The organism is Streptomyces sp. SP18CS02 (genome assembly GCF_036322365.1).
Lineage (GTDB): Bacteria > Actinomycetota > Actinomycetes > Streptomycetales > Streptomycetaceae > Streptomyces.
This window is the reverse complement of record NZ_JAQYXC010000289.1, coordinates 1-20288: the sequence shown is the minus strand read 5'-3', so window position 1 is coordinate 20288 and position 20288 is coordinate 1. Positions and strand designations below refer to the sequence as shown.

Here is a 20288-nt window from a genome sequence, read left to right as displayed (position 1 = left end):
GGAGGAGCACCATCCCCCCACACCGTGAGGTTTCCCTTGTCCCTGCCCAGCGCACCCGCGTCGCGAGGAGTATCCGTGGCTACCGATGCACCCCCGCCCCCCGGCGGGACGGACACCCGACCCGTCCAGCCCACGACAGCGTCGTTCGTCGAGGTGCAGGAGAGTGCGGAATTCGGCGAACTGCGCCGCACATACCGCTCCTTCGCCTTCCCCCTCACCATCGCCTTCATCGCCTGGTACCTCGTGTACGTCCTGCTGTCCAACTACGCGGGCGGCTTCATGGGCACCAAGCTCTTCGGCAACATCAACGTCGCCCTGGTCCTCGGCCTCGGCCAGTTCCTCACCACGTTCCTGATCGCCTGGCTGTACTCGCGGCACGCCGCCGTCAAGCTCGACCCGAAGGCCGAAGCCATCAAGTCCCGTATGGAGGCCGACGCATGAGCGCCGCGTACCCCCTTGTCCAGCTCGCCGCAGCCTCGGACGCCTCGGAGCACCGGCCGCTGATCATCACCCTGTTCGGGTGCTTCGTCGTGGCGACGCTCTTCATCACCGTCTGGGCCGGGCGCCAGACCAAGAGCGCCTCGGACTTCTACGCGGGCGGCCGGCAGTTCACCGGCTTCCAGAACGGCCTGGCCATCTCCGGCGACTACATGTCCGCCGCCTCGTTCCTCGGCATCGCCGGCGCCATCGCCCTGTTCGGGTACGACGGCTTCCTCTACTCCATCGGCTTCCTGGTGGCCTGGCTGGTCGCCCTGCTCCTGGTCGCGGAGCCGCTGCGCAACTCGGGCCGCTACACCATGGGCGACGTCCTGGCGTACCGCATGCGCCAGCGCCCCGTCCGCACCGCCGCGGGCACCTCCACCATCGTCGTGTCGATCTTCTACCTGCTGGCCCAGATGGCCGGCGCCGGTGTGCTCGTCTCCCTGCTGCTCGGCATCACCACGGACGCCGGGAAGATCGCCATCGTCGCCCTCGTCGGCCTGCTGATGATCGTCTACGTGACCATCGGAGGCATGAAGGGCACCACCTGGGTCCAGATGGTCAAGGCGGTCCTGCTCATCGCGGGCACCCTGCTCATCACCTTCCTGATCCTGCTGAAGTTCGACTTCAACCTCTCCGACCTGCTCGGCTCGGCCGCCTCCAACAGCGGCAAGGGCTCGGCCTTCCTGGAGCCGGGGCTCAAGTACGGTGCCACCGGCACCTCGAAGCTGGACTTCATCTCGCTGGGCATCGCCCTGGTCCTCGGCACGGCCGGTCTGCCGCACATCCTGATCCGCTTCTACACCGTGCCCACGGCCAAGGCCGCCCGTAAGTCCGTGAACTGGGCCATCGGCATCATCGGCGCCTTCTACCTGATGACCATCGTGCTCGGCTTCGGCGCCGCCGCGCTGCTCAAGCCCGGCGACATCATCGCCTCCAACAAGGCGGGCAACACGGCCGCCCCGCTGGCCGCCCTGGAGGTCGGCGGCGGCGGTGGCTCCACCGGCGGCGCGATCCTGCTGGCCGTGATCTCGGCGGTCGCCTTCGCCACCATCCTCGCCGTCGTCGCCGGCCTCACCCTCGCCTCCTCGTCGTCCTTCGCGCACGACATCTACGCCAACGTGATCCGCAAGGGCCAGGCCACCGAGAAGGAGGAGGTCCGGGCCGCCCGCTGGGCGACGGTCCTCATCGGCATCGTCTCCATCGCGCTCGGCGCGCTGGCCCGGGACATGAACGTCGCCGGCCTGGTCGCGCTCGCCTTCGCCGTCGCGGCCTCCGCCAACCTGCCGACGATCCTGTACAGCCTGTTCTGGAGGAAATTCACCACCCAGGGCGCGCTGTGGTCCATCTACGGCGGTCTGGCCGCCTCCGTGACGCTCGTCCTCTTCTCCCCGGTCGTCTCCGGCAAGGCCAGCTCGATGTTCCCGGGCGTGGACTTCGCGTGGTTCCCGCTGGAGAACCCGGGCCTGGTCTCCATCCCGCTGGGCTTCCTGCTCGGCTGGGTTGGGTCCCTGCTCTCCAAGGAGGAGCCGGACAAGGGCAAGTACGCGGAGCTGGAGGTCAAGTCCCTCACCGGTGTCGGAGCGCACTGACACGCACACGCTGCGGAGCCGGGGGGCGGCCGCGTCGTAGGGATCTACGACGCGGCCGTCACGCTCCTGGTCACATCGGCCCCTGGTGTTGTCGGCCCTCTCGCGTAGGCTCCTGGTAGAGACGGAGAACCGCACCCGGGGAGGGGGCCCACCGTGCTTGTCGACACCTATGGCCGAACAGCCACCGATCTGCGTGTCTCGCTCACCGACCGGTGCAACCTGCGCTGCACCTACTGCATGCCGGAGGAGGGCCTCCAGTGGCTCGCCAAGCCCGATCTGCTCACCGACGACGAGATCGTCCGGCTGATCCGGATCGCCGTCACACAGCTCGGCGTCACCGAGGTCCGCTTCACCGGCGGTGAGCCGCTTCTGCGCCCCGGTCTGGTCTCCATCGTCGAGCGGTGCGCCGCGCTCGCCCCGCGCCCCAGGATGTCCCTCACCACCAACGGCATCGGCCTCAAGCGCACCGCCACCGCGCTCAAGGCGGTCGGCCTCGACCGCGTCAACGTCTCCCTCGACACCCTGCGCCCCGATGTCTTCAAGACCCTGACCCGCCGCGACCGCCACCAGGACGTGCTCGACGGACTGGCCGCCGCCCGGGACGCCGGGCTCACCCCGGTCAAGGTCAATTCGGTGCTGATGCCCGGGCTCAACGACGACGAGGCCCCCGACCTGCTGGCCTGGGCCGTGGCCAACGACTACGAACTGCGCTTCATCGAGCAGATGCCGCTCGACGCCCAGCACGGCTGGAAGCGCGACGGCATGATCACCGCCGGGGATATCCTGGAGTCGTTGCGGACGCGGTTCACCCTCACCCCCGAGGGCGACGAGCAGCGCGGCTCGGCGCCCGCCGAGCGCTGGCTGGTGGACGGCGGCCCGCACCGGGTGGGCGTCATCGCCTCCGTCACCCGCCCGTTCTGCCGGGCCTGCGACCGTACCCGTCTCACGGCCGACGGCCAGGTACGGACGTGCCTGTTCGCCCGTGAGGAGACCGACCTGCGGGGCGCGCTGCGTTCCGAGGCACCGGACGAGGAGATCGCCCGGATCTGGAAGGTCGCGATGTGGGGCAAGAAGGCGGGTTCGGGCCTGGACGACCCGAGCTTCCTGCAGCCGGACCGGCCGATGTCAGCGATCGGCGGCTGAGCCGGGCTCCCGGGACTCCCACTCGGCGAGCGTCACGACGTCCTTCAGGAACCCCCGCACATCCAGGAACCCGGAGAGGTGCTCCCGGTGCTCGTCACAGGCGAGCCACGTCTTGCGGCGCTCCGGGGTGTGCAGCTTCGGGTTGTTCCACGCCAATACCCATACGGCAGCCGTACGGCAACCCTTGGCGGAACAGATCGGATGGGATTCGTCGCTCACGACACGTCCAAACAAAGGCCGAAGACCGAAAAATACCCCCGAACAAAGGCGACGCCGAGCAGCCACGGGGGGAGCTGCCCGGCGTCGGTCCGTCGCTCCGACGGGGGATGCGGAGCGCCTACGCAGTATGTCACGCGGAACGGGCTGCGGTGCACTGGAACTTCATGATTGATCTGAGGTTTTCTTGAGCTTTGAGGGCCGCTCTGGATCACCTCTGTTCGTGCCGCTGTTCCGTGCCGTCCTGTGCAGCCGATTCCGCCGCGGTGAGCTCCGGGCGGTCCCCCGGAGGCCCGGGGACGAACGTCGAGGGGAGCGAAGGAGCGCTCTCCCGGCCCGCGTTGGCGATCACCACGGAGATGTAGGGCAGTACCGCCCCCAGGACGAGCGCCACGACCGCGACATGCCGTTCCACGTTCCACAGACACGCGGCCGCGATCACCGCGAGGGTCCGCACCGACATCGAGATCACATAGCGGCGCTGCCGCCCGCGCACATCGTCCGCGAGCCCCTTACGGGCCCCGGTGATCCGGAAGACTTCGCCCTCACCGTGCTTCCGCATCGCGCTCCACCACCCGACCTCCGCGCCGGACACTCCCCGGACCGGACCTGTCTCCACGGTACGCCCGCACTGCGTCGCGTACGCGACCGGGGCCGCCTTTCACCAGGGCGTACACCCACCGGTGTCCCCCGTACGGACCTGTCCGACATGCGACGTACGGCGAGCGGACCGAGACTGTTCGGGACTGCTCACGTCGATCCGTACCGAGGAGGCAGCCATGGGCTGGTTGTGGGCGATTATCGTGGGGTTCGTGCTGGGCCTGATCGCCAAGGCGATCCTGCCGGGAAAACAGCACAGTCCCCTCTGGCTGGCGACCATCTTCGGCATCATCGGCGGCATCGTGGGCAACGCTCTCGCCGGGGCGTTCGGCATCCGGGAGACCCCGGGCATCGACTGGGGCAGGCACGCCCTGCAGATCGTGGCGGCGGTCGTCATCGTCGGCCTCGGCGACATGCTCTACATGTCGCTGCGCGGCAACAAACAGCGAGCCTGACGTGACGGGGCGGCGGCCCGGGTACCGAGTAGGTACCCGGGCCGCCGCCCCGTGCCCCGGCCGTCGGGAGCCATCGCCCTGCTCGGGCGGCCCCCGGGGTGCGAACGGCGCCCCCGGCCGTGCGGCCCGCGCCCTCGCGGGACGCGCGCCCGGACGGGACGCCGGCAGGGGGCGGCCGGTCAGCCGGCCACCTTGACCTCGATCGCCGCGAGGTTCTTCTTGCCCCGGCGCAGCACCAGCCATCGCCCGTGCAGCAGCTCGTCCGCCGACACCTCGGCGTCCTCGGCGGTGACCTTCACGTTGTTCACGTAGGCCCCGCCCTCCTTCACCGTGCGGCGCGCGGCCGACCTGCTCGGCGCCAGGCCGACCTCGGTGAACAGGTCCACGACCTGGCCGAGCCCGCCCACCTCGGCGCGCGGCAGCTCCGAGAGCGCGGCGCTCAGCGTCGCCGCGTCCAGCTCCGTCAGCTCGCCCTGGCCGAACAGCGCCTTCGACGCGGCGATCACGGCGGCGCACTGGTCCGCGCCGTGCACCAGCGTCGTCAGCTCCTCCGCCAGCGCGCGCTGGGCCGTACGGGCCTGCGGGCGCTCCGCGGTGAGCTGCTCCAGTTCCTCCAGCTCCTCGCGGCTCTTGAAGCTGAGGATGCGCAGGTAGGTCGAGATGTCCCGGTCGTCCACGTTCAGCCAGAACTGGTAGAACGCGTACGGCGTGGTCATCTCCGGGTCCAGCCAGACGGCCCCGCCCTCGGTCTTGCCGAACTTGGTGCCGTCCGCCTTGGTCATCAGCGGGGTGGCCAGCGCGTGCACGACCGCGTCCGGCTCCAGGCGGTGGATCAGGTCCAGGCCCGCCGTGAGGTTGCCCCACTGGTCGCTGCCGCCCTGCTGCAGGACGCAGCCATGGCGGCGGTACAGCTCCAGGAAGTCCATGCCCTGGAGCAGCTGGTAGCTGAACTCGGTGTAACTGATGCCCTGCTCGGACTCCAGCCGCCGGGCCACCGAGTCCTTGGTGAGCATCTTGTTGACCCGGAAGTGCTTGCCGATGTCCCGCAGGAACTCGATCGCGGACAGGCCCGCGGTCCAGTCCAGGTTGTTGACCATGAGAGCGGCGTTCTCGCCCTCGAAGGACAGGAACGGCTCGATCTGCGTGCGCAGCCGCGTCACCCAGTTCGCGACGGTCTCCGGATCGTTGAGGGTGCGTTCCGCGGTCGGGCGCGGGTCGCCGATCTGACCCGTCGCCCCGCCCACCAGCGCCAGCGGCCGGTGGCCGGCCTGCTGGAGCCGGCGGACGGTGAGCACCTGCACCAGATGGCCGACGTGCAGACTCGCCGCGGTCGGGTCGAAGCCGCAATAGAACGTGACGGGACCGTCCGCGAGCGCCTTGCGCAATGCGTCCTCGTCGGTGGACTGGGCGAACAGCCCGCGCCACTTCAGCTCGTCGACGATGTCCGTCACGGTCTCGTGTCTCCTCGAACGGTGTCTGGGACGTCCTTGTGAACGTCTTCTTGAACGTGTCGTCGTTCCCGGTCAGTCTATGGGCGTCACACGCCCTGGCTGACCGAGCTCATGTTGAAGTCGGGCACCCGCAGCGACGGCATCGCGGCCCGGGTGAAGTAGTCGCTCCACTCGCGCGGCAGGGTCTTCTCCGTACGACCGGCCTCGGTGGCCCTCGACAGGAGGTCGACCGGCGACTCGTTGAAGCGGAAGTTGTTCACCTCGCCCACCACCTCGCCGTTCTCGACGCGGTACACCCCGTCCCGGGTCAGGCCGGTCAGCAGCAGCGTCGCCGGGTCCACCTCGCGGATGTACCACAGACAGGTCAGCAGCAGGCCGCTCCCGGTCGCCGCCACCATCTCCTCCAGCGAGCGCTCGCCACCGCCGTCCAGGACCAGGTTCCCGATCCCGGGCGCCACGGGGAGCCCGGTCAGCCCGGCGCTGTGCCGGGTGGTGACCAGGTGCTCCAGCCGGCCCTCCCGCACCCAGTCGGTCGGCGCCAGCGGCAGCCCGTTGTCGAAGACGGAGGCGTCGTCGCCCGAGGAGTGGGCGATCACGAACGGCGCCGACTCCAGGCCCGGCTCGTCCGGGTCGCTGCGCAGCGTCAGCGGCAGTGGGGACAGCGTCTCGCCGATCCGGGTGCCGCCGCCCGGCTTGGAGAACACGGTGCGGCCCTCCACGGCGTCCCGGGCCGCCGACGACCAGAGCTGGTAGATCAGCAGGTCGGCCACGGCGGTCGGCGGCAGCAGGGTCTCGTACCGCCCCGCGGGCAGCTCGATCCGGCGCTCGGCCCAGCCCAGGCGCTTGGCCAGCTCGGCGTCGAGCGCCGTCGGGTCCACGTCCTTGAAGTCCCGCGTCGAGCGGCCGGCCCACGCCGAGCGCGAGCGGTCCGGCGACTTCGCGTTCAGCTCCAGGGTGCCGGTGGGCTGGTCGTGGCGCAGTCGCAGCCCCGTCGACGTACCGACGTACGACGAGGTCAGCTCATGGTTCGCGAACCCGTACAGCTCCCGGCCGCCGGCGCGGGCCCGGCCGAACGCCTCGCCCAGCGCCGGCGCGAAGTCCGCGAAGACCGCCGACGACGTCTCGGCGGGCGCGTCGGTGAAGTCGGGCGAGGCGGGCACCCCCTCCACCAGCGGCCGGGCGTCCTCGGCGGGCCCGGCCGCCCGCGCGGCGGCCTCGGCCGCCCGCACCAGCGGCTCCAGGTCGTCGGCGGTCACGGCGGACCGGGACACCACACCGGAGGCCGTGCCCTGCGCCCCGTCGACGGTGGCGATGACGGTCAGGCTGCGCCCCCGGGTGACACCGTTGGTGGTCAGCGCGCTGCCGGCCCAGCGGAGATTGGCGGAGGAGTGCTCGTCCGCGATCACCACACAGCCGTCCGCGCGGGACAGCCCCAGGGCACGCTCGACGATCTCGTACGGCTTGCTGACGCGGCTCATCGACCGGCCTCCTGCGTGGTGTTCAGAATGTTCACGCCCCGGAAGAGGGCGGAGGGGCAGCCGTGCGAGACCGACGCGACCTGGCCGGGCTGGGCCTTGCCGCAGTTGAAGGCGCCGCCCAGGACGTAGGTCTGCGGTCCGCCCACCTTCTCCATCGAGCCCCAGAAGTCCGTCGTCGTGGCCTGGTAGGCGACGTCGCGCAGCTGGCCGGCCAGCCGCCCGTTCTCGATCCGGAAGAACCGCTGCCCGGTGAACTGGAAGTTGTACCGCTGCATGTCGATCGACCACGAACGGTCGCCGACCACGTAGATGCCCCGCTCCACGCCGCCGATCAGGTCCTCCGTCGACAGCCCGCCCGGATCCGGCCGGAGCGACACGTTGGCCATCCGCTGCACCGGCACATGGCCCGGCGAATCGGCGTAGGCGCAGCCGTTCGAACGGCCCAGCCCCGTGAGCTTCGCGATCCGGCGGTCCAGCTGGTAGCCGACCAGCGTGCCGTCCTTCACCAGGTCCCACGACTGCGCCTCGACGCCCTCGTCGTCGTACCCGATCGTCGCCAGGCCGTGCTCGGCGGTCCGGTCACCGGTCACGTTCATCACCGACGAGCCGTACGTCAGCTTCCCCAGCTGGTCGAAGGTGGCGAACGAGGTCCCCGCGTACGCCGCCTCGTAGCCCAGCGCCCGGTCGAGCTCGGTGGCGTGGCCGATCGACTCGTGGATGGTGAGCCACAGGTTGGACGGGTCGACCACCAGGTCGTACGTTCCCGCCTCGACGCTCGGCGCCCGCATCTTCTCGGCGAGCAGCCCCGGGATCCGCTCCAGCTCGGAGTCCCAGTCCCAGCCGGTGCCGGTCAGGTACTCCCAGCCGCGTCCGACCGGCGGGGCGATGGTGCGCATCGAGTCGAACCCGCCCGTCGTCGCGTCCACCGCGACCGCCGTGAACTGCGGGTGGATCCGTACCCGCTGCTGCGTGGTGACGGTCCCCGCGGTGTCCGCGTAGAACTTGTTCTCGTGGACGGTCAGCAGGGAGGCGTCCACGTGCGCCACGCCGTCCGCGCGCAGCAGCCGCGCGCTCCATTCGGCCAGCAGCCCGCTCTTCTCGGAGTCCGGCACGTCGAAGGGGTCGATCGCGTACGAGGAGACCCAGGTCTTCTCCGAGTGGACCGGCTCGTCGGCCAGCTCGACCCGTGCGTCCGACCCGGCCGCCGCGATCACCTTGGCCGACAGCTTCGCCATGGCCACGGCCTGCGAGGCGACCTTCGCCGCGGCGTCCATGGACAGGTCGACACCGGAGGCGAATCCCCAGGCCCCGCCGTGCACCACCCGCACCGCGTAGCCGAGGTCGGTGGTGTCCGAAGAACCGGCGGGTTTGGCGTCGCGCATCCGCCAGGCGGCGCTGCGCACCCGCTCGAAGCGGAAATCGGCATGGTCGGCGCCGAGTGCCCTGGCACGGGCGAGCGCCGCGTCGGCGAGCGCCCGCAGCGGCAGAGCCGTGAAGGCTTCGTCGATGGAATGAGGCACGGATGTCTCCTGTCGTATGAGACTGTCGCCCCTGATCATGTCGCGGGGCGAGGACGAATGCCCACCCCCTTTCTGTAGGGACCCGACAGTGACTCTCCTACGCCCCTTGTCAGGGGTCGATTCCCCGCAGGACGTATGAGACAGATAGGTTTCGGGGTACCACACCGCTATGGAAAGGGTGATCCGTTGAGCCGCTCGGTTCTCGTCACCGGAGGAAACCGGGGCATCGGCCTCGCCATCGCCCGCGCTTTCGCCGACGCCGGCGACAAGGTCGCCGTCACGTACCGGTCGGGCGAGCCGCCCGAGGGTTTCCTGGGCGTCAAGTGCGACATCACCGACGCCGAGCAGGTGGAGCAGGCGTACAAGGAGATCGAGGAGAAGCACGGTCCGGTGGAGGTGCTGGTGGCCAACGCCGGCGTCACCCGTGACCAGCTGCTGATGCGGATGTCGGAGGAGGACTTCACGTCCGTGCTCGACACCAACCTCACCGGCACCTTCCGGGTCGTCAAGCGTGCCAACCGCGGCATGCTGCGCGCCAAGAAGGGCCGCGTCGTCCTGATCTCCTCCGTCGTCGGGCTGCTCGGCTCGGCGGGCCAGGCCAACTACGCCGCCTCCAAGGCCGGCCTGGTGGGCTTCGCCCGCTCGCTCGCCCGTGAGCTCGGCTCGCGCAACATCACGTTCAATGTCGTCGCGCCCGGTTTTGTCGACACCGACATGACCAAGGTGCTGACCGAGGAGCAGCGCGCGGGCATCGTCGCCCAGGTGCCGCTGGGCCGCTACGCGCAGCCCCAGGAGATCGCTGCCGCGGTCCGCTTCCTCGCGTCCGACGACGCCTCGTACATCACTGGAGCCGTCATCCCGGTTGACGGCGGATTGGGCATGGGTCACTGATCACATGAGTGGAATCCTGGCCGGCAAGCGCATTCTCGTCACGGGCGTCCTCACCGAGGGGTCCATCGCCTTCCACGCCGCCAAGGTGGCGCAGGAGGAGGGCGCCGACGTCGTTCTCACCGGCTTCGGTCGTCTGACCCTCGTCGAGCGGATCGCCAAGCGGCTGCCCAAGCCCGTCCCCGTCATCGAGCTGGACGTCACCAACCAGGAGCACCTGGACGGCCTGGCGGACAAGATCGTCGAGCACTACGGCGACGACAGCGGCATCGACGGCATCGTGCACTCGATCGCCTTCGGCCCGCAGGGCGCCTTCAACTTCCTGGAGGCCTCCTGGGAGGACGTCCAGACGGCCGTCCAGGTCTCGGCGTACTCGTACAAGTCGCTGACGACGGCGCTCCTGCCGCTGCTGGAGAAGCGCGGCGGCTCGGTCGTCGGCCTCACCTTCGACGCCCAGCTCGCCTGGCCGAAGTACGACTGGATGGGTGTCGCCAAGGCCGCCCTGGAGTCGACCAACCGGTACCTCGCCCGGGACCTGGGCCCCCGCAACATCCGCTGCAACCTGATCTCGGCCGGCCCGATCCGGTCGATGGCCGCGAAGTCCATCCCGGGCTTCGAGGAGCTCGCGGACGTGTGGAACCACCGCGCCCCGATCGGGTGGGAGCTGTCCGACCCGGAGCCGGCCGGCCGCGGTGTCGTGGCTCTGCTGTCGGACTTCTTCCCGAAGACGACGGGCGAGATCGTCCACGTCGACGGCGGCGTGCACATGATGGGCGCCTGACGCCCGTACGCCTCCCAGGCGCCACGACGCCCCGTTCCCCCCGCAGTGCGCGGGGAACGGGGCGTCGCCCGTTCGGGTGTGTCGAACGGGCGGTCGTGCGCCGTCCGGGGCACTCTGAAGGGGCGTTACCCCCTTGTGGTGCAGCCGCGGCGACCGCCGCAGTACGGCCGAGGAGGTCCTGCCGGTGCCTGTGCGTATGTGCCTGCGTTCCGCCGCCCTGGTGACCGTCTCGACGGTCATGCTCTGGCCCGCGACCTGCGCGCCCTCCCATGCGCGGCCACCGGGGCAATCCCCGCCGCGCAAGCCGCCGGCCGAGGTGCCGCGCCCGGCGGCGACGCCCTTCGGCGCCTCGTGCCGCACCTCGGTCCAGGGCTCGCACGTCACCGCGTACTGCCACAACCCCTTCCCCGCCACGGACCGGGTACAGCTGCACGTCGAGTGCGAGCGCTGGTGGGACATCGACGCCGACAGCGCGCCCGTCGACATCGGGCCCACCGCCTACGCCGAGCTCACCCAGCGGTGCTGGAAGGAGGTCGACTCCGCCTGGATCAGCCACCGGCCGGTGCCGGGGCCCGCGGGGGCCTGAGGGAGGTCCGTCGGCCGGCCCGGATCAGCCACCGGCCGGTGCCGAGCTCCGCAGGCACACGAAGGGGTAGCCGGCCGCCTCCGAGGCCGCCGCTTCCGTGTCCCCGGCCCGGATCGCCGCGACCAGCCGCGCGTGGTCCATGTGGTTCTCGGGGCGCAGCTCCCGGCCCACGTCGTCGCGCAGCCAGTCCCGCAGCAGATGGCCCAGGTCGGCGTAGAGCTCGGACATGACGTCGTTGTGCGAGGCGGCGACCACGGCCAGGTGGAACGTGGCGTCGGCCGCCACGAACCGCTCGGCGTCGCCCGCCTCCCACGCCTCCTCGCGCCGGGCGAGCAGCGTCTCCAGCTGCCTCAGGTCCCGCTCGGTGCGCCGCTCGGCCGCCAGTCGTGCCGCCGACGACTCCAGGGTGGAGCGGAGCTCGGCGATATGGCGCGGGTCGGCGTCGGCGAACCGCCGCTGCATCACCCCGGCCAGCTCGCTGGTCGCGATCACATAGGTGCCCGAGCCCTGCCGGATGTCCAGCAGCCCGTTGTGCGCGAGTGCGCGGACCGCCTCACGGATCGTGTTGCGGGCCACGCCCAGCTGCTCGACCAGCTCCGGCTCGGTGGGGATGCGCGAGCCGACCGGCCATTCGCCCGAGGTGATCTGGTTGCGCAGCTCGGCGATCACCTGATCGGAGAGGGCGGACCGACGGGGAGAGCTGAGCGCCATGGTGCTCCTTGTTCTGCAGCGGGCCGGGGGGGCATGGGGATTGGACAACCAATCATCCCATGATTCTATGATGGCTCCATGTCCGACGAGCCACAGACCCAGACTCTCAGCAGCCCGCCCCCGCCACCCTCCGCCGCGGAGCCGGCGAACGCCGTGCCCGAGGTCCCGGACAGCGCGTCCCGGGCCGCCCGCTGGCTGCCCCGGCTGCTGGTCGCCGGACTCGTCCTCGCCGCGCTCAACCTCCGCCCCGCCATCACCAGCCTCGGCGCCCTCCTCGAAGAGGTACGGGACGGTCTGCACATGAGCGGCAGCGTCGCCGGCGTCCTCACCTCGGTGCCCCCCCTGTGCTTCGCGGTCTTCGGCATCACGGCGCCCCGCCTCGCCCGGCGCTTCGGGCCCGGCGCCATCGTCTGCGCCGGAATGGTCGCGATCGCCACCGGCCTGCTCGTCCGGCCGTTCGCCGGCGGCACGGCAGGCTTCCTGGCCGCCAGCGCCCTCGCCCTGATGGGCATCGCCGTCAGCAACGTACTGATGCCGGTGATCGTCAAGCGGTACTTCCCCGAGCGCGTCGGCTCCATGACCGGCCTCTACTCGATGGCCCTGGCCCTCGGCACGTCCCTCGCGGCCGCCGCGACCGTTCCCATGACGCAGGCGCTGGGAGGCAGTTGGCGCACCGGCCTGGCCGTGTGGGCGGCCCTCGCCGCCCTCGCCGTCCTGCCCTGGGCGGCGCTGGTGCGCGACCGCTCGGCCGGCGCCGAAGCCGGCACCGAAGCCGCACCCGGCCGGGAGGGGAGCGGACCGCGGATCATCCGCAGCCGTACCGCCTGGGCCCTCGCCTGCTTCTTCGGCCTCCAGGCCACCGGCGCGTACATCACCATGGGCTGGATGCCGCAGATCTTCCGCGACGCCGGGGTCCCGGCCGGTACCGCCGGTGTGCTGCTCGCCGTGACCATGGTCATGGGCGTGCCGCTCGCGTTCGTCATCCCCCGGCTGGCCACCCGCATGAAGAACCAGGGCCCGATAGCCGTGGCCCTCGCCGCGTGCGGGCTCACCGGTTACGCCGGCCTCTACCTCGCCCCGGCCGGCGGTGCCTGGCTCTGGGCCGTCCTGCTCGGCATCTCCAACTGCGCCTTCCCGCTCGCCCTCACCATGATCGGCATGCGGTCCCGGACGGGCTCCGGCGTGGTGCGCCTCTCCGCCTTCGCGCAGAGCGTCGGCTACCTCATCTCCATCCCCGGGCCGCTGCTGGTCGGTGTCCTCTACCAGCACAGCGGCGGCTGGGACATACCGCTCGCCCTCATGGCGGGGCTCATGGTGCCGCAGACGGTGGCCGGAATCCTGGCCGGACGGGACCGGACGATCGAGGACGAGACCTGAGGTGCGACACTGACGTCATGCCTGTGCTCGACCCGAATCCCCAGAACGGCCAGAAGAAGCTCCTCATGGTGCTCGGCGCGATGCTCGCCATCACGGTGGTCATCGGCGTCATCGCGTCGATCGCGTCGCCGTGACGGTCATCGCGGTCGTGAGGGTCGTGGCGGTGGGGTGATCGCGCCGCCGTGAGGGCCGGTGCCTTGACCACCGACGCCTTGACCACCGACGCCTTGACCATCAGGGCCTTGACGGTCGGCGCGCGTCGATGAGTCTCGGCCGCGGCGTCGCCATGATCGAGGGGCGTCACCCCGGCGGACGCGAAGCGATGCCACGGACACGACGGGTGCGGGGCGTGGGCCGAGGAGGGGTGGGGGTGGCACCACCATCCCCTAGGGGGTCAGGCTCAGGGTGAAGTGGGTGGATCACCGGATGGGAACGCCATCGGGTGATCCGTAGCTTTGAGGTGTTCCCGGAGAACCCCACCCATGGAGGCGGCCATGCCGGCCCGTACGCACACCAGGTCCCGCACCGCGGCCACCGGCGGCGTGGACGTCCGGCTGCCGTGGTGGGCCGTGGCCCTGCCCGTGCTCGGCTTCGTCACCCTGTTCCTGCTGATCACAGGGCCGGGGGAGGCCCACGCGGCGGGAGCGGACCCCTCCGTCGGGCGGTTCCTCGAACAGATCCAGCGGACGCTGTCCCGGTAGGGGGACCAGCGGTGCCGGAGCCCTCACCCGTGCAGGGGCAGCTGCCCAACACCCTGCGCCCCGTGGCCTGTTTCATGCGAAGCTGGGAAGCATGAGCGCCGATACACCCCGCAGGATCGTGCTACTCCGGCATGCGAAGGCAGACTGGCCCCAGGTGTCCGATCATGAGAGGCCGCTCGCCGAGCGAGGCCGCAAGGACGCCCCGGTGGCCGGCCGACGGCTCGCCGAGACCGGGATCGACTTCGATCTGGCCCTGTGCTCGACGGCGGCGAGGACCCGCGAGACATGGAAGCTGGCCGTGCACGAGCTGCCCCAGCGCCCCAGGACCGTGTATGAGGAGCGGCTCTACGACGCCTCCCTCGGTGATCTCATCGCGCTGCTCAACGAGACATCCGACGAGGTGGGCGACCTCCTCCTGATCGGCCACAACCCCGGTATGCACGCTCTGGCCGACGCCCTCGCGGGCAGCGCCGAGGGCGACGCGCTGGTACGGATGAACCGTGGAGGCTTCCCGACGGCCGCGTTCGCCGTGGTCGGTTTCAGCGGGTCCTGGAAGTCCGTGGAGCACGGTGTCGGCACCCTCGTCGGCTACTGGGCGCCGCACGAGTAGTCCGGAGCCGCCCGCCCTCCGCCCGTGCGACGAGGCCCGGCCACCGCGGGGTGCCCGGGCCTTCGTCCTGTCCGCCTGTTCCGGGGACGTCACCGCGGGTGAGGAGGCCGGGAGCGCACGGCGGGCGCCGGAGGGCCCCCGGGCCTGCCGGAGGGTCGGAGGGCCGTGCGGCCGGGGCCGGGGAGCCCGGTGTCGCGGGGATCAGAACGCGTCGGTGTCCGACGCCACGTCCGCCGCCTCGACCTCTTCGCGGGTGATGCCCAGCAGGTAGAGCACGGTGTCCAGGAACGGGACGTTGACGGCGGTGTCGGCCGCCCGCCGTACCACGGGCTTGGCGTTGAAGGCCACGCCCAGACCGGCGGTATTGAGCATGTCGAGGTCGTTGGCGCCGTCACCGATGGCGACGGTCTGCGCGAGCGGAACGCCCGCCTCGGCGGCGAACCGGCGCAGCAGCCGCGCCTTGCCGGCCCGGTCCACGATCTCACCGGTCACCCGCCCGGTCAGCCTGCCGTCCACTATCTCCAGCGTGTTGGCGGAGGCGAAGTCGAGTCCCAGCCTGACCTGGAGGTCATCGGTGACCTGGGTGAAGCCGCCCGACACCACGCCGACCTGGTAGCCCAGCCGCTTCAGCGTACGGATCAGGGTGCGGGCCCCCGGAGTGAGCCGGACCTCGGCCCGCACCTTGTCCACCACGGAGGCGTCCAGCCCGGCGAGGAGGGCCACCCGCGCGTGCAGGGACTGCTCGAAGTCCAGCTCTCCGCGCATGGCCGCGGCCGTGACCTCGGCGACCTTGTCCTCGCAGCCCGCGTGCGCCGCGAAGAGCTCGATCACCTCGTCCTGGATGAGGGTCGAGTCGACGTCCATGACGATCAGCCGCTGCGCCCTGCGGCTCAGCCCGGCGGACACCACGGCCACGTCGACGCCGATCTCGGCGGCCGCGGTCGCGAGCGCGGTGCGCAGGGGCTCCGTCTCGGTGCCCGACACCGCGATCTCCACGGCCGTCACCGGGTACTTCGCCAGCCGGAAGATACGGTCGATGTTTCCACCGGTCGAGGTGATCGTGGCCGCTATGGCCGCCGTGTCCTCGGCCGTCAGAGGGTGTCCGAGCACGGTCACGTGTGAACGGCCGACCCCTCGGGGCCGGTTGTCACCCGTACCCGAGATGATCTCCGCCTGGAGCTTCAGCGACTCGGCCCAGCTGTGCACGGTGGACCGCAGCTCGCCCTCGGTGCTCACCGTCGGCTCGGTGACGAGCGCGCACAGAACGATGCGGCCCCGGGTGACGACCTGCTCGATGTCGACGACGTCGACGGAGAAGGCGGCAAGGGTGTCGAAGAGTCCGGCGGTGATCCCGGGACGGTCCTTCCCGAAGATCTTGACGAGAAGAGTGGGAACGTCAGAGGTCTGAGGGGGCTGAGATGCGCTCATGGTTCCCCCACCGTATCGGCACCGCCGCGCGCGGGCTTCCCCCGTCCCGCGTACCGGACACCTGTGCGCCTGAAACGCGCCCTGGTCGCCCGTGCCCGCGCCCGTCCGCGTGAGGCGCGGTGCCTCACGCTCCCGGCCGCCGGCCCCTCGGGCCCCCGGACCCCTGGTGACGGCGGACCCTCCGGACGGCGGCCCTCCGGGGCGGTGGCCTCCGCCTTCCGGGTGCGGCCCGGGCCGGTGCGCGGCGCAGGCGCCGACGGCGGAGCGGCGGCACAGACCCCGCCATCGGCGGCGGCCCGCCCCCGGCACCCGGCGTCCTTGGGCGCGGATACGTGTCCGGATCCGGCGGTCGGCACGGCGGTGACGGGGCGTACGGCCAGGCCCCCGCGAGACACCCCGCCCCGCCGGACCCGGTCCGCACCCGGTCCGCACCCGGCCCGCACCGAGGACGCGCCGGGAACGCCGCCCCGCCGGACCCGGTCCGCGCCGGGAACGCCGCCCCGCCGGACCCGGTCCGCGCCGGGAGCGCCACCACACCGGACCCGGTCCGCGGCGTCCGGACGGCGGTGGGGACACCCGCGTACCGCCTCCCCACCGCGCGTGCCGCGCGTACCGCGGCCGCCGGCGGCCGGACCGCACCGTGGGATTCGGCCAAGCGGGCGAAGGATCGGACTCGTTCCCCGGTCACCCCGCGGCGGGACGCCGAAGAGGGCGGAGGATCACCCCGACCCGCGGGGCGGGTCGGCGCCCGCGCCCGGTGCGACCTCGGGAAGAGGTACGACAGGAGCGACACCCGAATCAGGCTCACACCCAGTGGCGTGATGTCGACGGCCGTCTCGGCGGCCACACCTTCCCGTCCGAACACGGACACATCACCCGATGGTGTCACCGGCCCGCCCGCGCCCAGGACCGGCCCCGCCCCCGTCACCGGCCCGAGCGCGCCGGACGCATCGGTGCCCAGCGGACGCGGGCCGAGGGCCGCGACGCCCGTCATTCCGGCCGGCGCCCAGCTCACGGCGGCGATCGAGGCGGCATCACATCGTCCCACCGGATGCCCTCGGCGGTGCGGCTCCCGTACATGACGTCATCCACCCCTCCTGTACGTACTGGATTGGCCATTTTGCGGATGGTTGACACGTGTTCGTTGGTTTTTTATGCGCTAAAGGGCATTTATCCGCGCGTCAACAGACCCGTGGGGCACGCTCCTTGCGGCAGCGCGCGCCGTCTTCGCACCGCCCGACTTTCGGATCGAGGACCCGGCCTGAAATAGTTCCCCCGATGTTCGCCTTCCCTAGGCTCCTCGCGACGGGGGGAACTCGGGGGACAACTAGTGGGGCATGGAGTGCCGGAACTCGTACTGGAATTGAACGGAAGGACCTGGACGCTCGATCCGTCCAGGTCGTACACCCTCGGACGCGATCCGCAGGGCGACCTGGTGATCGACGACGCCAGGGTCTCGTGGCGGCATGCCACGATCAGCTGGGGCGGCCGCAGTTGGGTCATCGAGGACCACGGCTCCACCAACGGCACGTACGTGCAGGGACAGCGGATCCACCAGATGGAAATCGGCCCGGGCTCGGCCGTGAACCTCGGCAACGCCACGGACGGCCCGCGGCTGAACCTGACGGGTGGCGCGACCGGCGCGGGAGCGTACAGCGCCCAGGCCGCGCCTCAGGCGCAGCCGGCCCAGCAGGCGCAGCAGATGAACGCGCAGCCCGCGCACGCCCAGCCGGAGAACGCGCAGCCCCCGCACCACCAGGGGTGGCAGCCGCACACGCCGCAGCAGCACCACGTGCCGCAGCCGGCCCAGCACCAGCAGCAGCCCCCGCACGCCCAGCCGCATGTCCCGCACCAGCAGTCCGGCCCGGCGGCGCAGTACGCGCAGAATCCCCCGGGGCAGGGCGGTGGCACTCCGCCGGTCCACGGGGACCGCAGCCCCACCACGTTCCACCAGCTGGCCCTCGGCCATGTCATGCGCATCGGCCGTGCGCTCGAGAACGAACTGGTCGTCTCCGACCTCCAGGTCTCGCGCCACCACGCCGAGTTCCACGCGACGCCCGACGGCCGCTTCGAGATCCGCGATCTCGGCTCCCACAACGGCACGTACGTCAACGGTCAGCCGATCAGCAAGGGCGGCTCCGCCCTCATCGGCCCCAACGACATCGTCGGCGTCGGCCACTCGACCTTCCGTATGGTCGGCGGCCAGCTCGAGGAGTTCGTCGACACCGGCGAGGTCTCCTTCTCGGCCCGCCACCTCACGGTCACGGTCGACGGCGGCAAGCAGATCCTCAAGGACGTCTCGTTCGGTGTTCCCGAGAAGTCGCTGATCGGCGTCATCGGCCCCTCCGGTTCCGGCAAGTCGACCCTCCTCAAGGCGCTCACCGGATACCGCCCGGCCAACGAGGGCGACGTCCTCTACGACAACCGGAGCCTCTACAAGCAGTTCGCCGAGCTGCGCCAGCGCATCGGCCTGGTCCCGCAGGACGACATCCTCCACAAGGAGCTGACCGTCCAGAAGGCGCTCCGGTACGCGGCCAAGCTCCGCTTCCCCGGCGACACCGCCGAGGCCGAGCGCGAGGCCCGCATCGACGAGGTGCTGCGCGAGCTCAAGCTCGACATCCACAAGGAGAAGAAGGTCACCTCCCTCTCCGGTGGCCAGCGCAAGCGCGTCTCCGTGGCCCTGGAGCTCCTCACCAAGCCGTCGCTGATCTTCCTGGACGAGCCGACCTCCGGTCTCGACCCGGGCATGGACCGCGATGTCATGCAGTTGCTGCGCGGGCTGGCCGACGACGGCCGCACGGTGCTCGTCGTCACCCACTCGGTGGCCGAGCTGGGGCTGTGCGACAAGCTGCTCGTCATGGCGCCCGGTGGCTCGGTGGCCTACTTCGGTCCGCCGGAGGAGGCGCTGAACTTCTTCGGCTACAGCACCTGGGCCGACGTCTTCTCGGCCTTCGAGAACTACCGCGACTACGACTGGGCGGGCCGCTGGAAGGGCTCGCAGCACTACCAGATGTACGCCGCGGACATCGACTCCGTCGCCGCTCAGCCGGTCCAGATGCCGCAGCAGGCGATGGCCCGCCAGCCCAAGCCGCAGGGCTGGGGCTCCCAGCTCTGGACGCTGATCCGCCGCTACACCTCGGTGATCGCGTCCGACAAGGGCTTCCTCGGTCTGATGGTGATCCTGCCGGCGGTGCTCGGCGTGGTCTCGGTGGTCATCCCCGCCGACTTCGGCCTCGCGCCGCCCACACCGCCGTCCCGGTTCAACGGCGACGCCGGCACGATCATGCTGATCCTCGCGGTCGGCATGTGCTTCTCGGGCGCGGCCAACTCCGTACGAGAACTGATCAAGGAACGCGTCATCTACGAACGGGAGCGGGCCACCGGCCTGTCCCGCTCGGCGTACCTGATGTCCAAGGTGATCGTCCTCGGAGTGATCACTGCCTTCCAGGGCGTCATCATCTGCGCCATCGGCTTCGCCACGCGTGAGCTGCCCGAAGAGGGCCTGATCATGCCGCCGGCCGTCGAGCTCTGCCTGACGATCATCGCGCTGGGCTTCACCTCGATGATGTTCGGCCTGGTCATCTCCTCGCTGGTGAAGACCGCGGAGAAGACCATGCCGCTGCTGGTCATGTTCGCCATCGTGCAGGTCGTCTTCACCGGCATCCTCTTCCAGGTGTACGACAGCCCCGGCCTGGAGCAGTTCGCCTGGCTGATGCCGTCCCGCTGGGCCATCGCCGGCGCGGGCGCGACGCTCGACCTCGGCCACCTCATGCCGCCGTGGGACCCGAAGGACCCGGCCAACCTGGACCCGCTGTGGGACCACACGGCCGGCCAGTGGGGCATGAACCTGACCATCCTGCTGCTCATCGGGATCGCCTGCGGCTTCGCGGTGGCGCGTCTGCTGCGCCGCCACGAGCCCGAGGTCATGCGCAAGTGACGGCGCGCGGCGCATAGCGCCGACCGCTCGTACGACGCCGAAGGGCGGCACCCGCACGGGGGTGCCGCCCTTCGGCGTTCGTCGTGTGCCGCCCGACGGGGGTCCCGCACGCGTCCCGCTCACGCGTGGTCGTTCACGCGCGTCGTCCGCGGGGACCGCCCCGGAGTCGCTCGGCCGGCGCTCAGTAGGCGCTGTTGACGTTGTCCATGGAGCCGTAGCGGTCGGCCGCGTAGTTGCAGGCGGCGACGATGTTGGCGACCGGGTCGTACTGGCTCTTCTTCGTGCCCGGGACGTGGTAGGCGTCGAAGGTCGGCTTGATGACCTGCAGCAGACC

20 protein-coding genes and 1 pseudogene are annotated in these 20288 nt (G+C 71.0%); 12 read left to right on the top strand and 9 right to left on the bottom strand.

All coding sequences use genetic code 11. The features are described from left to right. Positions 1-75: 75 nt before the first annotated feature. The 3 genes from PUR26_RS20465 to moaA all read left to right on the top strand — a co-directional run bounded on the left by PUR26_RS20465 (position 76) and on the right by moaA (position 3215). A complete protein-coding gene (locus PUR26_RS20465; RefSeq protein ID WP_329873887.1) occupies positions 76-441 on the top strand; it encodes a DUF485 domain-containing protein in 366 nt (121 codons plus the stop codon). Next, positions 438-2072: a solute symporter family protein gene (locus PUR26_RS20460; protein ID WP_329873886.1), complete on the top strand. Its 1635-nt coding sequence runs from the start codon at positions 438-440 to the stop codon at positions 2070-2072. Before PUR26_RS20465 ends, PUR26_RS20460 begins: the two co-directional genes overlap by 4 nt. A 153-nt stretch (positions 2073-2225) precedes the next feature. Further along, on the top strand, positions 2226-3215 hold the full coding sequence (gene moaA / locus PUR26_RS20455; RefSeq protein ID WP_329873885.1) for a GTP 3',8-cyclase MoaA: 990 nt from the start codon (positions 2226-2228) through the stop codon (positions 3213-3215). On the opposite strand, the gene PUR26_RS20450 is transcribed toward moaA, so the two are convergent. Both PUR26_RS20450 and PUR26_RS20445 read right to left on the bottom strand, forming a co-directional pair. After that, entirely contained in the window at positions 3198-3434 is a 237-nt protein-coding gene (locus PUR26_RS20450; protein ID WP_329873884.1) for a hypothetical protein, read from the bottom strand. The genes moaA and PUR26_RS20450 overlap by 18 nt on opposite strands. A 208-nt stretch (positions 3435-3642) precedes the next feature. After that, on the bottom strand, positions 3643-3993 hold the full coding sequence (locus PUR26_RS20445; RefSeq protein WP_329873883.1) for a DUF3099 domain-containing protein: 351 nt from the start codon (positions 3991-3993) through the stop codon (positions 3643-3645). A gap of 217 nt (positions 3994-4210) precedes the next feature. On the opposite strand from PUR26_RS20445, the gene PUR26_RS20440 reads away from it, so the two are divergent. Then, positions 4211-4486 (top strand): GlsB/YeaQ/YmgE family stress response membrane protein, encoded by a 276-nt coding sequence (locus PUR26_RS20440; RefSeq protein ID WP_329873882.1) that lies wholly within the window; start codon positions 4211-4213, stop codon positions 4484-4486. Between the two features lie 179 nt (positions 4487-4665). On the opposite strand, the gene tyrS is transcribed toward PUR26_RS20440, so the two are convergent. The 3 genes from tyrS to PUR26_RS20425 all read right to left on the bottom strand — a co-directional run bounded on the left by tyrS (position 4666) and on the right by PUR26_RS20425 (position 8974). Further along, positions 4666-5937: a tyrosine--tRNA ligase gene (gene tyrS, locus PUR26_RS20435; protein WP_329873881.1), complete on the bottom strand. Its 1272-nt coding sequence runs from the start codon at positions 5935-5937 to the stop codon at positions 4666-4668. Between the two features lie 86 nt (positions 5938-6023). Continuing rightward, the gene (locus PUR26_RS20430; protein ID WP_329873880.1) at positions 6024-7415 is read right to left on the bottom strand and encodes a metallopeptidase TldD-related protein; all 1392 of its coding nucleotides are present in this window, start codon (positions 7413-7415) and stop codon (positions 6024-6026) included. Next, positions 7412-8974 (bottom strand): TldD/PmbA family protein, encoded by a 1563-nt coding sequence (locus tag PUR26_RS20425; RefSeq protein ID WP_443077123.1) that lies wholly within the window; start codon positions 8972-8974, stop codon positions 7412-7414. The genes PUR26_RS20430 and PUR26_RS20425 overlap by 4 nt, the downstream gene beginning before the upstream one ends. A gap of 147 nt (positions 8975-9121) precedes the next feature. Between PUR26_RS20425 and fabG the strand changes: the two genes are divergently transcribed. From fabG to PUR26_RS20410, 3 genes are all read left to right on the top strand, one after another. Beyond that, the gene (fabG, locus tag PUR26_RS20420; RefSeq protein WP_329873878.1) at positions 9122-9826 is read left to right on the top strand and encodes a 3-oxoacyl-[acyl-carrier-protein] reductase; all 705 of its coding nucleotides are present in this window, start codon (positions 9122-9124) and stop codon (positions 9824-9826) included. 4 nt (positions 9827-9830) lie between these two features. Then, positions 9831-10604: an enoyl-ACP reductase FabI gene (fabI, locus tag PUR26_RS20415; RefSeq protein ID WP_329873877.1), complete on the top strand. Its 774-nt coding sequence runs from the start codon at positions 9831-9833 to the stop codon at positions 10602-10604. Between the two features lie 196 nt (positions 10605-10800). Further along, a complete protein-coding gene (locus PUR26_RS20410; RefSeq protein WP_443077135.1) occupies positions 10801-11190 on the top strand; it encodes a hypothetical protein in 390 nt (129 codons plus the stop codon). A 24-nt stretch (positions 11191-11214) separates the two neighbouring features. Here the strand turns inward: PUR26_RS20410 and PUR26_RS20405 are convergent, their stop codons facing one another. Further along, complete coding sequence (locus PUR26_RS20405; RefSeq protein WP_329873876.1) at positions 11215-11901, bottom strand: FadR/GntR family transcriptional regulator; 687 nt, start codon at positions 11899-11901, stop codon at positions 11215-11217. A gap of 78 nt (positions 11902-11979) precedes the next feature. Between PUR26_RS20405 and PUR26_RS20400 the strand changes: the two genes are divergently transcribed. From PUR26_RS20400 to PUR26_RS20385, 4 genes are all read left to right on the top strand, one after another. Further along, positions 11980-13278: a CynX/NimT family MFS transporter gene (locus PUR26_RS20400; RefSeq protein WP_329873875.1), complete on the top strand. Its 1299-nt coding sequence runs from the start codon at positions 11980-11982 to the stop codon at positions 13276-13278. Positions 13279-13295: 17 nt separating this feature from the next. Next, positions 13296-13412, top strand: a complete 117-nt coding sequence (locus tag PUR26_RS20395; protein ID WP_329873874.1) for an SGM_5486 family transporter-associated protein — start codon at positions 13296-13298, stop codon at positions 13410-13412. 360 nt (positions 13413-13772) lie between these two features. Beyond that, the gene (locus PUR26_RS20390) at positions 13773-13979 is read left to right on the top strand and encodes a hypothetical protein (RefSeq protein WP_329873873.1); all 207 of its coding nucleotides are present in this window, start codon (positions 13773-13775) and stop codon (positions 13977-13979) included. A gap of 91 nt (positions 13980-14070) precedes the next feature. Next, a complete protein-coding gene (locus PUR26_RS20385; protein WP_329873872.1) occupies positions 14071-14589 on the top strand; it encodes a SixA phosphatase family protein in 519 nt (172 codons plus the stop codon). A 201-nt stretch (positions 14590-14790) separates the two neighbouring features. Here the strand turns inward: PUR26_RS20385 and serB are convergent, their stop codons facing one another. Both serB and PUR26_RS20375 read right to left on the bottom strand, forming a co-directional pair. Then, positions 14791-16017: a phosphoserine phosphatase SerB gene (gene serB / locus PUR26_RS20380; protein WP_329873871.1), complete on the bottom strand. Its 1227-nt coding sequence runs from the start codon at positions 16015-16017 to the stop codon at positions 14791-14793. 124 nt (positions 16018-16141) lie between these two features. Continuing rightward, a complete protein-coding gene (locus tag PUR26_RS20375; protein WP_329874271.1) occupies positions 16142-17011 on the bottom strand; it encodes a streptophobe family protein in 870 nt (289 codons plus the stop codon). A 336-nt stretch (positions 17012-17347) separates the two neighbouring features. Between PUR26_RS20375 and PUR26_RS20370 the strand changes: the two genes are divergently transcribed. Then, positions 17348-19954: an ABC transporter ATP-binding protein/permease gene (locus tag PUR26_RS20370; RefSeq protein WP_329873870.1), complete on the top strand. Its 2607-nt coding sequence runs from the start codon at positions 17348-17350 to the stop codon at positions 19952-19954. A gap of 181 nt (positions 19955-20135) precedes the next feature. Here PUR26_RS20370 and PUR26_RS20365 read toward each other — a convergent pair. Continuing rightward, positions 20136-20288, bottom strand: a pseudogene (locus PUR26_RS20365) (transglycosylase SLT domain-containing protein); the annotation flags it as partial.

Bases quoted from the DNA above. Each gene is read 5' to 3' on its own strand.
- PUR26_RS20460 (WP_329873886.1), top strand. From the start codon at position 438: ATGAGCGCCGCGTACCCCCTTGTCCAGCTCGCCGCAGCCTCGGACGCC.
- PUR26_RS20445 (WP_329873883.1), bottom strand. From the start codon at position 3,993: ATGCGGAAGCACGGTGAGGGCGAAGTCTTCCGGATCACCGGGGCCCGT.
- PUR26_RS20440 (WP_329873882.1), top strand. From the start codon at position 4,211: ATGGGCTGGTTGTGGGCGATTATCGTGGGGTTCGTGCTGGGCCTGATC.
- PUR26_RS20430 (WP_329873880.1), bottom strand. From the start codon at position 7,415: ATGAGCCGCGTCAGCAAGCCGTACGAGATCGTCGAGCGTGCCCTGGGG.
- PUR26_RS20425 (WP_443077123.1), bottom strand. From the start codon at position 8,974: ATGATCAGGGGCGACAGTCTCATACGACAGGAGACATCCGTGCCTCAT.
- fabI (WP_329873877.1), top strand. From the start codon at position 9,831: ATGAGTGGAATCCTGGCCGGCAAGCGCATTCTCGTCACGGGCGTCCTC.
- PUR26_RS20410 (WP_443077135.1), top strand. From the start codon at position 10,801: ATGTGCCTGCGTTCCGCCGCCCTGGTGACCGTCTCGACGGTCATGCTC.
- PUR26_RS20405 (WP_329873876.1), bottom strand. From the start codon at position 11,901: ATGGCGCTCAGCTCTCCCCGTCGGTCCGCCCTCTCCGATCAGGTGATC.
- PUR26_RS20400 (WP_329873875.1), top strand. From the start codon at position 11,980: ATGTCCGACGAGCCACAGACCCAGACTCTCAGCAGCCCGCCCCCGCCA.
- PUR26_RS20395 (WP_329873874.1), top strand. From the start codon at position 13,296: ATGCCTGTGCTCGACCCGAATCCCCAGAACGGCCAGAAGAAGCTCCTC.
- PUR26_RS20390 (WP_329873873.1), top strand. From the start codon at position 13,773: ATGCCGGCCCGTACGCACACCAGGTCCCGCACCGCGGCCACCGGCGGC.
- PUR26_RS20385 (WP_329873872.1), top strand. From the start codon at position 14,071: ATGAGCGCCGATACACCCCGCAGGATCGTGCTACTCCGGCATGCGAAG.
- serB (WP_329873871.1), bottom strand. From the start codon at position 16,017: ATGAGCGCATCTCAGCCCCCTCAGACCTCTGACGTTCCCACTCTTCTC.
- PUR26_RS20375 (WP_329874271.1), bottom strand. From the start codon at position 17,011: ATGACGGGCGTCGCGGCCCTCGGCCCGCGTCCGCTGGGCACCGATGCG.